At 65.2% G+C, this 14,525-nt stretch carries 12 protein-coding genes; 5 read left to right on the top strand and 7 right to left on the bottom strand.

Annotated features, from left to right (window positions below; genetic code table 11):
• Positions 1-128: 128 nt before the first annotated feature.
• The 5 genes from BUS42_RS23620 to BUS42_RS23600 all read left to right on the top strand — a co-directional run bounded on the left by BUS42_RS23620 (position 129) and on the right by BUS42_RS23600 (position 6,869).
• Positions 129-2,408, top strand: coding sequence for a chemotaxis protein CheA (locus BUS42_RS23620; protein ID WP_074310224.1), 2,280 nt, complete (start codon positions 129-131; stop codon positions 2,406-2,408).
• Positions 2,408-4,219, top strand: coding sequence for a methyl-accepting chemotaxis protein (locus BUS42_RS23615; RefSeq protein ID WP_074310222.1), 1,812 nt, complete (start codon positions 2,408-2,410; stop codon positions 4,217-4,219). The genes BUS42_RS23620 and BUS42_RS23615 overlap by 1 nt, the downstream gene beginning before the upstream one ends.
• A gap of 159 nt (positions 4,220-4,378) precedes the next feature.
• The gene (locus BUS42_RS23610; protein ID WP_074310221.1) at positions 4,379-4,891 is read left to right on the top strand and encodes a chemotaxis protein CheW; all 513 of its coding nucleotides are present in this window, start codon (positions 4,379-4,381) and stop codon (positions 4,889-4,891) included.
• A 1-nt stretch (position 4,892) separates the two neighbouring features.
• The gene (locus BUS42_RS23605) at positions 4,893-5,750 is read left to right on the top strand and encodes a CheR family methyltransferase (RefSeq protein WP_254053694.1); all 858 of its coding nucleotides are present in this window, start codon (positions 4,893-4,895) and stop codon (positions 5,748-5,750) included.
• A gap of 6 nt (positions 5,751-5,756) precedes the next feature.
• Positions 5,757-6,869 (top strand): protein-glutamate methylesterase/protein-glutamine glutaminase, encoded by a 1,113-nt coding sequence (locus BUS42_RS23600; protein ID WP_074310217.1) that lies wholly within the window; start codon positions 5,757-5,759, stop codon positions 6,867-6,869.
• 236 nt (positions 6,870-7,105) lie between these two features.
• Here BUS42_RS23600 and BUS42_RS23595 read toward each other — a convergent pair whose 3' ends face one another.
• The 7 genes from BUS42_RS23595 to BUS42_RS23560 all read right to left on the bottom strand — a co-directional run bounded on the left by BUS42_RS23595 (position 7,106) and on the right by BUS42_RS23560 (position 14,522).
• Positions 7,106-7,705: a chalcone isomerase family protein gene (locus BUS42_RS23595; RefSeq protein ID WP_254053693.1), complete on the bottom strand. Its 600-nt coding sequence runs from the start codon at positions 7,703-7,705 to the stop codon at positions 7,106-7,108.
• A 496-nt stretch (positions 7,706-8,201) separates the two neighbouring features.
• On the bottom strand, positions 8,202-8,558 hold the full coding sequence (locus BUS42_RS23585) for a hypothetical protein (protein ID WP_074310213.1): 357 nt from the start codon (positions 8,556-8,558) through the stop codon (positions 8,202-8,204).
• A 51-nt stretch (positions 8,559-8,609) separates the two neighbouring features.
• Positions 8,610-10,544, bottom strand: coding sequence for a hybrid sensor histidine kinase/response regulator (locus BUS42_RS23580; protein ID WP_074310211.1), 1,935 nt, complete (start codon positions 10,542-10,544; stop codon positions 8,610-8,612).
• On the bottom strand, positions 10,537-12,711 hold the full coding sequence (locus tag BUS42_RS23575; protein ID WP_074310209.1) for a response regulator: 2,175 nt from the start codon (positions 12,709-12,711) through the stop codon (positions 10,537-10,539). Before BUS42_RS23575 ends, BUS42_RS23580 begins: the two co-directional genes overlap by 8 nt.
• The gene (locus tag BUS42_RS23570) at positions 12,708-13,739 is read right to left on the bottom strand and encodes an ATP-binding SpoIIE family protein phosphatase (protein WP_074310207.1); all 1,032 of its coding nucleotides are present in this window, start codon (positions 13,737-13,739) and stop codon (positions 12,708-12,710) included. Before BUS42_RS23570 ends, BUS42_RS23575 begins: the two co-directional genes overlap by 4 nt.
• Positions 13,740-13,741: 2 nt before the next feature.
• The gene (locus tag BUS42_RS23565) at positions 13,742-14,146 is read right to left on the bottom strand and encodes an anti-sigma regulatory factor (protein WP_074310205.1); all 405 of its coding nucleotides are present in this window, start codon (positions 14,144-14,146) and stop codon (positions 13,742-13,744) included.
• Positions 14,127-14,522, bottom strand: a complete 396-nt coding sequence (locus BUS42_RS23560) for an STAS domain-containing protein (RefSeq protein WP_074310203.1) — start codon at positions 14,520-14,522, stop codon at positions 14,127-14,129. The genes BUS42_RS23565 and BUS42_RS23560 overlap by 20 nt, the downstream gene beginning before the upstream one ends.
• Positions 14,523-14,525 lie beyond the last annotated feature (3 nt).

Genomic DNA, 14,525 nt, shown 5'->3' with positions numbered 1-14,525 from the left:
TAGGATCCGGCGTTCCTCATGCCGATGATGCTTGAGATTCTTTTCCTGACTCCCACTCACTGCCCCCTGACTATCGTCCGTCGTGCCCGATTAGAATTGGAGCCGTGGAACGAACGAGGGGTTGCACCTTGGCTGCCAACGACGATCGCTTCCGCTTGATGTTCTACGAAGAGGCACGCGAGCTCCTGATCGGCCTTGAGGAAGGGCTGGTGGAGTTGGAACGGCGCCAGGGGGACCGTGCGCACCTCGACCAAACCTTCCGCGCCGCACACAGCATCAAGGGAGCGGCCGGGATGGTCGGACTCGGTGCCATCGCCGAGTTCACCCACGGGCTTGAGACGGTGCTGGACCGGATCCGCGCGGGCAAGCTCGCGGTTGACTCGGACATCATCAGCACGCTTCTCGAGGCCAAGGACCACCTCGCGACGATGGTCGAGGGCGAAGCGGCGGGAGAGCCCGTCACCGGCTCCCCGGAACTGAACCAGCGGCTGGCGGCCTTGATCCACGATCCTGGTCAGACACCCGCGCCACCCGCCACACCCACGAGGCCCGACCCTCCGCCACTCCCACCGCCGACTCCGCCTGCTCCTGAACCGAACAGCCCGCGGCCTCCGTCCCCGCCTACCGCGCGGAACCGCAAACCGAGTCCGCGAGCCTCCGAAGAAAACACCAAGTCCACCCCCCGGACCCGAGCGAAGAAGTCGAAGGAGGGCGTGACGTCACCTCCGATCGAGCTCCCGTTGCACGAGCTCTACCGGATCACCCTGAAGCCTGGACGCGACACCTTGCGGCGCGGGGTCAATCCCTTGGGAGTCCTCGACGAGCTCCGCGACTTGGGCGAGGCGCACGTCAGCACCGACGCCGACCTCGTGCCGCCGCTCGACGAGATCGACCCCGAACGGTGCTACCTGGTCTGGGTCATCGACCTCAAAACCGTCGAGCCCGCCGACCGGCTCGACGACGTCTTCCTGTTCGTCGCCGAAGACAGCACCGTCTCGATCGAGCGGCAGACCGCGGACGGAACCCTGTGGGCCCAACCGCCTCCGCCGACCTTGGCGATCACGCCCACCGCCACCACTCCCGAGCCCCGTCGGGCACCGCGCAGTGCGCCGGCTCCCGACACTCCTGAACCTGAGCCCGAACCCGTGGCGGTCAAGCCCGCGCCGGAACGAGCGGCGGCTCCGCTCCCCTTGAATGTGAACGGGCACCGCGCGACGGCGCGGATCCGGGTCGATGCGGTGCAGCTCGATGACCTCGTCGGCCTGGCCGGAGAGTTGGCGGTACTCTCCGACAACCTCCAAGGGTTGCGCGAGTTGCCCGAGGCCCAACCCTGGATCCACACCTTGGAGTCACTGGAACGCGTCAGCCGACAGATCCGCGACACCACGCTCGACCTGCGGATGGTCCCCGTCGACGAGCTCTTCTCACGCTTTCCGCGGGTCGTCCGCGACCTGGCCGATCGGTCGGGCAAAGAGATCGAGTTGCGGATCATCGGGCAAGACACCAGGCTGGACCGCACGATCATCGAGCGGCTGAGCGAACCGATGATCCACCTGATCCGCAACGGGGTCGACCACGCCCTGGAGACGCCCCAGGAGCGGCAAGCCGCAGGCAAACCGCGGGCGGGCCGGATCACGCTGACGGCCGGCCACGAAGGGGATCGGGTGATGATCCGGGTCACGGACGACGGCCGCGGACTCGACCGTGACCGGATCGTCCGCAAGGGAATCAAGCAGGGGCTAGTCCCGGTCGGCACCTCAGCCGACGACTTGCGGGTCGACACCTTGATCTTCGAGCCCGGCTTCTCGACCCGGGACCAGGTCAGCGAACTCTCGGGGCGCGGAGTGGGCCTCGACGTGGTGCGCGACGCGGTGCGCGGACTCCGCGGCAGTATCGCCGTCGAGAGCACCCCCGGCGCGGGGACGTCGTTCATCTTCCGGCTGCCGCTGACCTTGGCCCTGATCGACGGCCTGCTCGTCGAGACGGCCGGGAACCGCTACGTCGTCCCGCTCGCTCAGGTGGAGGAATGCGTGTCGCTGAATGGGTCCAAGCCCGCGCTCTCTCAGGGCCGCCCCTGCGTCACGGTCCGAGGGGAGCTGGTGCCCATGGTTCCGCTCCGCAAACTGTTCCTCGCCAGCGGCGAGCCGCCCGCGCGCCAGGAGCTCCTGCTGACCCGGCACGCGGGTCAGCGGGTCGGCGTCTCCGTCGATCGGCTGCTCGGACGCGTCCAGGCGGTCATCCAGGCCCTCGGCGAAGGCTTAGTCGGAATCAATCGGTTCTCGGGAGCCACCATCCTGGGCGACGGCTCCGTCTCCCTGATCCTCGACCTGGCGGCGCTCGTGACCGAGTCCCGCACCGCCGACAATCATACCACGCCTCCTGCCGGCGGTAGAGCGGAGGGTTTTTGATGAGAATGTCCTTACAGAAGCAAATCACCCTGGCGTTGGTGCTGTTCGGCCTGGTGCCCTCGCTCATCATCGCATCGTTCGCGCTGGATGCGGCCGAGGACTTCAAGCTGAAACAGTTGATGCTGATCAGGCTCGCCGCGACCTCGATCGGCGACCGGTTCACGGCGTTCCTGGCGCACGGCGAGAAAGACAACACGGAAGACAAGCCGGCCTGGGACAGCGCCCTGGATAAAACAAAGCTCAACGGCATCCTCGACCTGGCGATGCTCCAGTTCGGCCTGAGCAACAACGCGCGAATCTGGATCGTCAGCCCCAAGGGCGAGGTCCTCGTCGACCGAAAGCCGGACGGCATGATCGACATCCCTGGCACCGCGACCCGCACCTTGCGCTACGCCCGCCCGGTCGACGCCGCCCGGCCCCAAGGTCCCCTCGGCGCGGTGCTCAATAACGGCTCGGGCGCCGTCCAGATCAGCGACCCCAACGACCCCAACGACGTCCCTGAAGTCGTCGGGTACGCCCCCTTACGGCTCAAGGGGAATACGAACTACGGCGTTTTGGTCTCGATTCCGCGGGGCGAGGCGTTCGCGACGATCTATTCGATCTGGTCGAGGACGGTCATCCTCGTCGCCGCCTGCCTGGTGCTGATGATCGCGCTCGGCTGGTGGCTCGGCCGACGATTCGTCAAGCCGTTGCACGAGATCATGGCGATCACGCAGCAACTACGCGAAGGGCACTTGAGCAACCGTGCACTCGTTCAGCGTAACGACGAGCTCGGCCAGCTCGCCGCCCAGGTCAACGGGGTCGTGGACAAGCTGGCCGACGTCGTCAGCCACATCCGCGGGGCCACCGCCTCGGTTTCCACGGCGAGCAGCCAGCTCAACTCAAGCGCCCAGCAGCTTTCCCAGGGGGCGACCGAGCAGGCGGGGACGATCCAGGAGATCGCCTCGAGCCTGCACTCGGTCGACGCGTCGGTCGCGCGGAACGCCCAGCACGCCAAAGATACGGCCAAGACCGCCAACCAGGCCAGCAGCCAGGCCGAGAAGGGGGGCGAGGCCGTTCAGGAGACGGTGACGGCCATGCGGCAGATCGCCCAGAAGATCACCGTCGTCGAGGACATCGCTTATCAGACCAACCTGCTCGCCTTGAACGCGGCGATCGAGGCGGCCCGCGCCGGCCAGCAAGGCAAAGGGTTTGCCGTGGTGGCCGGCGAGGTCCGCAAGCTCGCGGAACGGAGCCAGGCCGCCGCGCAGCAAATCGGCGAGTTGGCCGGCAACAGCGTGGCCGTGGCGGAGCACGCCGGGCAGTTGCTCGACCGGATCGTACCGATGATCCGCGACACCTCGAACCTCGTCCAGGAAATCGCCGCCGCGTCGCAGGAGCAGATGGCCGCGATCCGGGAAATCAACGTCGGCGTCAGCCAGCTCAACGAGGTCGTCCAGCAGAACGCGGCGGCCAGTACCGAGCTGGCCACCACCTCCAGCGACCTCGCCTGGCAGTCCACCACGCTCCAGCATCACGTCGACTTCTTCCAGCTCAACGGCGGGACCGACAGCCACGTGGGGCAGGGGCCGCCTCATCGCCTCGCGACGCCGTTGCCGGTCACGCATCGACGCCTCCCGCTCCCGACGCATCGCCCCACGGGCGGGCTCAGTCACGACAACCATGTCCCAACCCCCGCGCAGCTCCCTCCGCACCCACCGGCTCAGGGGAGCGGCCCCGGAACGCACGGCGGCCACCTCGGAGGCCCCCAACATAACGGCGGCGGGGTCGTGGTGAATCTGGACGACGATGACAACTTCGAGCGGTTCTAAACGAGCTCGGTTTTCTTGGGAGGCCTGGGGCACGGAATTTCCGACGAAACCAATAATAACGATGCGGGCGAGGCGCCCGCGGTTCCAGAGAACGCGACGGACTCGACACGGAAAGCGGCGATTTCACCCGTTCGTGCAGGTTGAGCAAAGGGGCCGGAGATGGCTGAGGCTGTGACCGAACCATTTCATGAATCAGAACGTGCTCAATCGTACGTAATATTTCGCCTCGGAGGTGAAGGGTATGCGCTGGAGGTGATGCGGGTTCAGGAAGTTCTTGACGTCGGCACGTTGACCCACGTCCCGGGCGGTCCCAAGTCATTGCGTGGGGTGCTCAACCTCCGGGGGCACGTGGTGCCGGTCTATGATTTGCGGATCCCGTTTGAGCTGCCGATCGACCCCCAACCGGTCCGTGCGCCGAGCGTCTTGATGGTCGAGTCGTCGGCGGGCCATGATGCCCATGTGACCGGCCTGCTCGTCGATCGCGTGTCCGACGTCCTCGAGTTTACGCCCGAGGAAATCCAGCCCGCGCCGCAACTCGGCCTGGGCAAGGCCACCCCCTTTGTTCGCGGCTTGATCCGTCATCAAGACGGGTTCTTGCTCGTGCTGGATGTGGACTGCGTTTTCACGGCGCTCGAGTCGCTGAACGCGCACTTCAATGGTGGGGGATTCTGACGTGGCGCCAACGGATCAGCCACTTTCGACGCCCCCTGAACCTTGGTCCGAGACCGACTTCGCGCCGATCGTCGCCTTCCTGCGCCACCAGATCGGAATCACGCTCGAGCCGCACCGGATGGGCTTGCTCCAGGCCCGGCTCCGTTCTCGCCTCCAGGCAAAAGCCCTGACCAGCTTCACCCAGTTCTGCGAACGGGTCCTCAAGCTCGACCCGACCGGGCCCGGCACCCAGCTCTTGATCGACCTCAGCACGGTCAACCACACCTCCTTCTTCCGCGAGCCCGCGCACTTTACGCTTATGGCCGAGCATATCACGATGCTCCTGAAAGAAGGAACGACGTCACCGATCCGGATCTGGTCGGCAGGTTGCTCGACCGGCCAAGAGCCGTTTAGCATGGCGATGGTCATGGCCGAGACGATCCCCGGGCTCTCACCGCAGCGGGTGGAGATCTGGGCGAGCGACCTCTCGTTGGAAGTGCTCAAGGCCGCCGCCAACGCGATCTACAATGAGAACGAGGTCAAAGGGGTTCCCCCCGCGCGGCTCCGCCGCTACTTCCTCCGCGGCCGAGGACCGCGCAACGGATCGTACCGCATCGTTCCCGAGATCCGCGACCTCGTCAAGTTCCGCCATGTCGACCTCCGCCACGCGAACTGGCCGCTTCCCGCCGACTTTCATCTCATCTTCTGCCGCAACGTCTCGATCTATTTCGCCGAGGACGAACGCATGGTGCTCATGAATCGCCTGGCGCGACACCTCCGGTCCGGAGGCTGGCTCGCGATGGGCAACGGCGAAATCCTCTCGTCCATCCCGGCCTCGCTCCGCAAGCTTTCCCCATCCATCTATGGCAAGGAATCGTGATCGATCATGCAACCGACCGAGCGCTCTGGAACCACTCCCGCTCCCATCGACGTCATGGTCGTCGACGATAGCGCAGTCGTTCGCCAGCGTCTCAAATCGATTATCGAAGCCGATTCTCGGTTCCGCGTCATTCTGGCCGCCGACCCGTATGAGGCGGTCGCCCTCCTCCGCAAGTCAGTCCCCGGCCTGATCCTGCTCGACGTCGAAATGCCCCGGATGGACGGCCTGACGTTCTTGCGAAAGCTGATGCGTCAGCACCCGCTGCCGGTCGTCCTCTGCACCGACCAGGCCGAGCGTGCGGTGACCGCCCTGGAGATGGGGGCCGTCGACGTGATCGCCAAACCCGACTGGCGCGATGCGGGCCGGCTGAGCGCCTGGTCGCACAACTTGCTGGAAAGCCTCCGGAACGCCGCGCGGGCCGGACGGATCCCGATGCACGAGGAACGGGCGGCAGCGACCGACCCTCGGCATACGGCCGACGCCATCCTCCCGAGGATTCCCTATCACCCGAGGACGGGCCTCGCCGAACGGATCGTCGTGATCGGCGTCAGCACCGGCGGCGTGCAGGCCGTCCAACGCCTGCTCTCGGACTTCCCGGCCGATGCGCCCGGCATCATCATCGTGCAGCACATGCCCCCCGACTTCACCGGCGCCTTCGCCTCACGTCTGAACAACGACCCCAAGATCGCGATGGAAGTGGCCGAAGCCAAACACCACGAACCGATCCGCCCGGGCCGCGTCCTGATCGTTCCGGGCGATCAGCACGGCCTGGTGCGCCGGACCGGCGTCGGCTGTCGCGTCGAGCTGGTCGACGGTCCCCCCGTCTGCCGTCACCGGCCGAGCGTCGAAGTCCTCTTCCGCTCCACCGCGCAGGCGGTCGGCCCCCACGCCGCGGGCGTGATCATGACCGGCATGGGCGACGACGGGGCAGGGGGCCTCCTCGAAATGCGCGAGGCCGGTTCGCTGACGATCGCCCAGAACGAGGCGACTTGCATCGTCTTCGGCATGCCCCGCGAAGCCATCCGCCGCGGCGCCGCCAAGTTCGTCACCCCGCTCGACCGCATCGCCGCCGCCGTTTTAGCCTGGAACGCCGGCTCCGACACCGGGTCTTGGCACTGAGATCCGATCCGGAAACGCGGATGCCGCAACCTCGAATCGAATTCCCCGGGACCGCGGGCGCCCCGCCCGCATCTCCTTCTTTTCAATGAAGAAAGAGCGGGCGAGGCGCCCGCGGTCCCAGGGAATACCAATCCCAAACCCATTTTAAACTAAAATAAAAATCATATTTGAACACGAGATTCAACAGTAGTTCCATGCACAAGAATCAGTCAGTCTCGCCCCAGCCGGCGAGCGGCTCACCGCGAAAGGTGGGACGTGAGGCCCGACTGGATCGCCACCCCCAGGTTCTTGCGACCAAGATAGACCTCCCAGATCGTCTGCGCCAGCGCGACGTTGGGGATCTTGAGTTCCGGTGCACCCGAGACCTGGCACCCCAGACCGACGCCGGGGACATAACTCAACCAGATCCGGCTCCCGGCCTTGACCGGGTGCGCCTTCATGTAGCGAGTCAGCGTCGCGAGCTCGGCCGCGAACGCGGGGGCGGGGCGGATCATGCCGATGGAGTCCCGGAACGACTCCGAAAGCGCATCGCCATCCACGTCACGTTCGAACGAGAGACAGAGCTGCTTGGGAACGTCCGCGCTCACCAATTCGCTGGCGTTGCGCACCGCCACCTTCTCCTGCACGTAGCTCGCGATCGAATAAACCTTGAAGGAGTATTTCGTCCGCATCGCGGCTCCGGTCAGCACCATCTTCACCGGCTTACCCCCGACGGAGCTGTCGAGCGATCTCGGATATCGGGTTCGACCCACGGTCACGCCCGGATCAGCGGCTTCGGACAGCACGCAGACCCCAAGCAAAATTGCTACCAGGAATCCCTTCCTGTAGATCATCATTAAATCTCCACCAGTCTCTAAAAAAAGGGGGGGGACCCGGACCGGTCGCGGGCATCAGAATCGCCCGCCAGACTGACTTGCGGCAAAAGATGCCGGAAGTGGCAAAATCGTGCAAGAGCAACCTCGACGATCAACCGGGGACACACGACCGCCAACGGTCCCCACCCCGCGGCGCCCAGTCCTCGATTCGGGTGGAGAACGCTGTCCAGCGGATTCCCAAGATCAAAATACAAGTCCCCCCTATCACGTTAGATCGTCGACGAGGGGAGACCGGGAACCGACAAGTCGTCGTAGCTCGAGTTTGCCGCGGTTCCGATCGCGATCTCCAACGTCTGTCCCAAGCGAGGGATGTGGATGGCCGGACGACTCGACAAGAACGCGATGCTGGAACCGCCCCCGCTTTGGCCGTTCAGGACGAACCCGATCTCATTTCTCAACCAGAGCCTAAGCCGTTGGTCTCGGTTTTCATTGCTATTTTGATGAGCGACCGTAGCGATCACCCCGTGCGCTGACTCGGCCGGGCCATCACGCAACGGATGCTTCCCAGCAACAACCCAAGGAGTAAGCCGATCATCGCGCAGGCGACGATGACGCCCACCGCCAGGAACGGAAGCATCGCAACAAACATGGGGCCTACTTCGGCGTCTTCAGGCTCTTTTGCTGACATATACAAAAGGATCATGGCAATCGAGTCCAACACCAGCCCCAGGCAACCGCCGATGGCGGCCCCGAGGAAAGACCCGCGCAGCGGGTGGAGGAGGCTTGTCCTTGATGTCGTATCGAGCGGAGCGACGGGCGATTGGTACGGGTTGTCGACCCAATCCGAGGTTGCGTCTGATGAGGGATCGGGCATCTGACCTCCTCCGTTGCCTCGCCTCGCGTCCCAGGAGATTTCGCCGGTCGACTAGGCCACGTCCTCACGGTCGGCTCGCAGGCGGGCCAGGTCGGGTTCGGAGAGGAGTTGGCGGAGGTCGTCGAGGCTGACCGGCTTGACCATGTGGAGGTCGAAGCCCGCCCTCCAAGCCCGGCGCAGGTCTTCTTCCTGGCCGTATCCCGTCAGGGCGATCAGGACCGGACCGCTCGCTCCCGAGCCGGCGATCTCCCGGAGTTGGCCGGCGACCTGGTAGCCGTCCATCCCCGGTAAGCCGATATCCAAAAGGACCAGGTCGAACGGGTTGGCGGCGACGTCTTCAATGGCCGCCGGCCCGTCGTGGACGACGCGGACCTGGTGGCCCCAGAGCCGCAAGACCCGGGAGAGACTCAGAGCGGAGTCTTCATGATCATCGACGACGAGCACGCGCCGGGGACCCGCGACCGGCGCTTCGGTCGAGTCCACGGCCTCCGTGATCGGCGACTGCGAATCGTCCATGAGGACAGGCAACCGCACGACGAACTCGCTTCCCTGCCCCAGGCCCGGGCTGGAGGCGGTGATGCTCCCGCCGTGCATCGCGACCAGGCTACGGACCAGGGTCAGACCGATCCCGAGCCCCCCTTGAGAGCGGTCGAGCGAGAGGTCGGCCTGGGAAAACAAGTCGAAGACGCGCGGCAGCATCTCCGCGCTCATGCCGATCCCGGTATCCCGCACCCGAAGCAACGCCTCTTCGGCCACGCACTCCAGGCTCAGGGTGATCTGTCCGCCCGGTTCGGAATACTTTGCGGCGTTGTTCAAGAGGTTGCCCACCACCTGCGCCAGACGGGTGGGATCCCCGGCCAGCCGGACGGGACCGTTCGGCAACCTGACAGTCAAGTTCTGACCGTTCGACGTGATCAAGGGGCGAGCCGTCTCGACGGCGAGGGGTACGAGCGCAGCCAGGTCGATCGACTCCTTCCTGAGCCTGATCCTGCCGCGGGTGAACTGGGAGACGTCGAGGAGATCATCAAGGAGACGAGACATGTGGCGAACCTGTCGGCCCGCCACGTCGAGTGCCTGCCCGATCCCCGAGTCGGAGGGCTGATTCAGGCGGATTTCTTCAAGGGAATTGAGGATCGGGGCCAGCGGATTCCGCAGCTCATGGGCAAGCATCGCGAGGAACTCGTCCTTGCGACGGTCGGCCGCCGCGAGTTCGTCGGCCCGCCGCCGCAGCTCCTCCTCCATCCGCATCCGATCGGTAATATCCGAGATGATGCAGAGAGCGCCCTTGATCTGGTCGTCGTGGTTCCGCACCGGGTCGACGGCGACCTGGAGCCAGCGATCGCCGCGTTTCAGCTCGACGGTCTCGCGCTGGCTGGTCTCGAGCATCCGCAGGAAGGGGGAATCGCTCCGGTTCGGCGGGACGCCGAGGACCTCGTGGACCGTCCTGGGAACGAGGGCGTTCCACGACTCGCCGAGGATCCGATTCAGAGCCTGGTTCACCTGGACCATCTTGCCGTCGACGTCGAGTAACACAACGCCGTCGCTGATCGCATCAAAAGTCACTTGCCACTGGCGGGCGGTAAGTTGAGCGGCTTCTTCGGCCCGACGGGCGCGGAGCAGCGCCTTGACCGTGGCGATCAGCTCCAACGGCTCGAGCACGTCGGTCAGGTAGCCGTCGGCTCCCCCTTCCAGGCCGTGCACCTTGTCCTCGATCTCGACGAACGTGGTGGAAAGATGGAGGACCGGAATGGTGGCCGTGGCGGGGTTGGCCTTGATCAGCCGACAGACCTCGAACCCGCTGATGTCCGGGAGTTTGACGTCGAGGATGATCAGGTCGGGTTGCTCGTCCACGAGGCGCAGGGCCTCGGTTCCCGTCGTCGCTTCCCGAACCTCGAAGTTCGCCTTCTTGAGGATCTTGGCGATGGTGTAGCGTTTCGCATCATCATCGTCGACAAGCAGAATCGTCACAAGTGAGGGTTCAAGCATGTCGCGACTCGGCGGGTGCCGAGGTAGGGGTCAGACCGGCTTGGACCAGGGCTTTACGGATCGTTACGAACATTTCTTCTCTTGTCCCGGTCGTCTTCGCGAGGATGGTGACGGTCTCGGCCGCCAGCCGTTGTCGCTCCTCGTCCTCAAGAATCATCGACGTACAGATAATTACAGGAATATTGCGAGTGAGGGGATCGCCCTTGAGGCGTTCCAGGACTTCGAATCCGGTCAATCCAGGCATGACCAAGTCCAGGAAGATCAGGTCCGGGACGAGTTCTCGAGCCCGGCGAATCCCGTCCTGGCCCTCCATGGCTTCAATGATGACATACCGGCCCTGCGCCGACAAGAGTCCCTTAAGCACGTACCGATGAGGTTCCTCATCGTCGATCAACAGAATCGTTTCGAGAGCCGGCCCCTGGCCGAACGTCGTCAGCGACTGCAAAAGCGAACATGGATTGATCGGCTTGGCAAGGAACTGGTTCGCTCCCAGGGCGAGCACGATTTCCTGGTCCGGGCGGCGGGAAAGGACGAACACCGGCACCTCGCGCAGGTCTTCCCTCGCCTTGATCTCGGCCAGAAACAACCAGTTCCCTTCCGCTTCGGGGAGGGTGTCGAGCAGGATGGCCACCGGCTCGACCCGCGCGAGCACCCGACGCGCCTCGTCACGCGTCCGCGCCGGGAGAACCTGGAACGGCGAGCCCTCGAGGATCTTGTCGACGATCAGCAAGTCCACGGCGTCGTCCTCGACGACCAGCACCGGACGTCGCGTCGGATCGAGCCGCCAGCGGGCCTCGGGGGAGGACTCAACCTCGGCGGGCTCGCGGTAGGTGCGTGGGATCGCGGCGAAGAAGGTCGAGCCGACGCCAGGTTCGCTCCGCACCGACACCGCTCCCCCGAGCAGTTCGGCCAGCTTGCGCGAGAGCGGTAGACCCAGGCCGGTCCCCGTGGACTTCGCCTGGAGGGGACCTTCGACCTGGCCGAATTCCTCGAAGATCCGTTTCCCGTCGGCCGCCGAGATCCCGATCCCGGTGTCGGCCACGGAGAAGAGGATCATGTCACCGGGCCCGGTCGTGGCCTCCAGCCGGATCTCGCCGCGCTCGGTGAACTTCACGGCGTTGGACAAGAAATTTCGGAGGATCTGCGCGACCTTACCCTCGTCGGTCCGGACCGTCGGGAGGGCGCTCGCCTCTTCGACGTGGAGGACCACCCTGCTTCGTTCGAGCAGCGGCAGAATCATGCCGCGGAGGCTCTCGAACAGGTCGGTGACCGCAAACGAACCGGGCCGAATGACGGCCTTGCCGGCTTCCACCTTGGCCAGGTCGAGGAGGTCATTGACGAGCGTCGTCAGGCCTTCGGCCGCCTTGCGGATGAACCGGACCTGTCTTTCCTGTTCCGCGGTCAACTCGCCGTCGCTCCGGTCCAGGAGGAATCCGGAGAGGCTCAGGATCGAGTTCAACGGCGAGCGGAACTCGTGGCTCATGTTCGAGAGGAACCGCGATTTCAGGTCGGAGATCCGCTTCAAGCTCTTGGCGTTCTCGTCCAGCTCGGCATAGAGCGCGACCACGCCGCGATTCGTTTCTTCCAGTTCTTGCGAGTGTAGCTCGGCGATCTCGGTCTGGCGTTCGCGCAGTTCCTGGAGGGTGCGAATCAGCTCCTGATTCTGCTCCTGCAGTTCCTCGAGCAAGCTCCTGGGCACCTGCCTGGTCAGTTCGCCGGAGATGCGAATCAGGTCATTGGCCGTGAAGCCAGGCGTGCGCTTCGGCAGGTTCTTGACCATCGACACCAGGCTGCCGCCGTTGGCGATCGGCTCGATCTCGAATCGATCCATCAACCGCCGCGCACCGAGCGTGCCATCGGCCAAGTCGGGGTTCGAGTTCGGCCCCGGAGGATCGGCAACGGCCTGCCTCCGCCTCCTCGTCGGCGAACATCGTTCCTGGACCCGGATCAGGAGAGCAGGGGGCGTTCCGTCCTGGACCAGGAACTCGACGCGTCCCTCGCTCGCGTTCTCGAAAACTTTACGGGCAATCTCCGAGGTGGCGGTGGCGATTCGCGTCTGGTCGAGCGAGGGAAAGCCGAGCAGGCCCGCGACCTGGCGGGCGCGTTGCCTCGCCAGGATAACGTCGGGCTCAAGGCAGACTTCCAAGGTCAGGAGCAACTGGCTCATCGGTCGCACGCGCTCCTTTCCCGGGCCACGAGAACCGTCACGTCATCCCTGCCACGCGCGGAGTCGCGGTAGAGCACCCCGGCGATCAGACTCGGATGCTTCCGGGCCAACCCGGCATGGCGATCAAGTCGCCAGTGCGTGGCCAGACCGTCGGAGTGCATGATGAGCAGAGAACCTTCTTCCCAGGGATAGACAAACTCCTGGATCTTGCGAACCGTGTGCCCGACCGTGCCGTTATGCGAGACCAGGCTTTGGCCCCGGCCCTCGCCGGGCTTGACGATGGCCCCCGCGATGTTGCCGACGCCGCAGTAGACGATCTCGCGCCGGTTCGGATCGAGCCGGGCGACCGCCATCGCGACGCCTCGCGTACCGCGCAGGGCCGCGTGCGCGGCGCCGAGGATTCCGACAGGGCCGAGTGCGGCTGAGGCGTGAAACTCCCGGACGGCCGCGCGCGAGGCCTCGGCGGCGTGGGGACCATGGCCCAGGCCGTCGGCCACCACAATCAGGGTTTGCCCCGAGTCGGCGGCGATCCCCCAGGCATCGCCGCTCACCTCTTCGCCCGGAAAGGGCAGATTCACCGCCCCCCACTCGAGAGGATCAGACCGGCCCGCTTGGGTCGGTGCGACGTCCCAAAGCCGCGCGGAGGAAACCGTGCCCACTCCGAGAACCGAGTCGATCTCGACCGAGGAGGAGAGCCGAGAAATCGCCCCCAGGCCGTTGCCCGGGGAGCCGGCCGTGGAGAATCCGTCGACGAAGCAACGCCCGATGTCGGCCATCCCCGGCCCGCGGTCGATCGCCAAGATCTCCAGGCCCCGCGCCTGGCCGGCTTCCAGTTCTTGTAAGATCAGCTCACCACCGACGGCGTGCTTGAACAGGTTCGTCGCGACCTCGGTCACGACGATCGCCACATGGCCGCGCTTCGTCTCGTCGAACCCCAACCTCCTGGCCAGCGCGACCGCGGCCCGCCGCGCCTCACCGACTTTGCTCGCGTCGTCGATCGCCAGGGCCAGGGGCTCGCCGGGGAGCATGATTACTTCCACCTAGTGATCATAACTCGGGTTCCCTCGCCGACACGGGAGTCGATCTCGAATTCGTTCACGAGCCGCTTCGAGCCACTCAGGCCCAGTCCGAGGCCCTGGCCCGTGGTGTAGCCGTCGGTCAACGCGAGTTCCAGGTCTGCAATTCCGGGGCCTTGGTCCTCAAAAGTCAGGCGAAGGCCCTTGCGGATCCCCTGCGTGACCGCGTCCAGGCGGACTGATCCGCCGCCGCCGTAGTCGATGGTGTTGCGGGCCAGCTCGCTCGCCGCCGTGATCAACTTGGTCTGATCCACCAGGCTGAGGCCCAGCTCCGTCGTCCATTTACGGACGGCCTGCCGAACCAAGACGACGTCGGTGGAGGTGCGGATCTCGAGGCTGTCAGTCCTCGAAACGTCCATCGCCATCCTCCACCAGACGCTGACCGACCAGGGTTCGCAGGAGGTCCATGCCTCGCTCCACATTCAGCGCGGTGCGAACGCCCGACAGCGTCAGACCGAGCTCAACCATGGTGATCGCCACCGCGGGCTGCATCCCGACCACCACCGTTTCGGCATCGAGAATCCGCGACATGTCGGCAATGTTGCCGATCATCCGCCCAATGAACGAGTCAACCATGTCGAGTGTGGAAATATCGATCAGCACGCCGCGAGCGTTTGTCTCGACGATTCGCGTGGTCAGCTCTTCCTGCAGGCTCATCGCGAGGCGGTCATGCATGTCCACCTGGATCGAGACCACCAGAAATCCACCCATCCGAAGGATCGGGATACGTTCCAAGCG

Source organism: Singulisphaera sp. GP187, assembly GCF_900129635.1.
Taxonomy (GTDB): domain Bacteria; phylum Planctomycetota; class Planctomycetia; order Isosphaerales; family Isosphaeraceae; genus Singulisphaera.
This window is presented reverse-complemented; position numbering and strand designations above follow the sequence as displayed.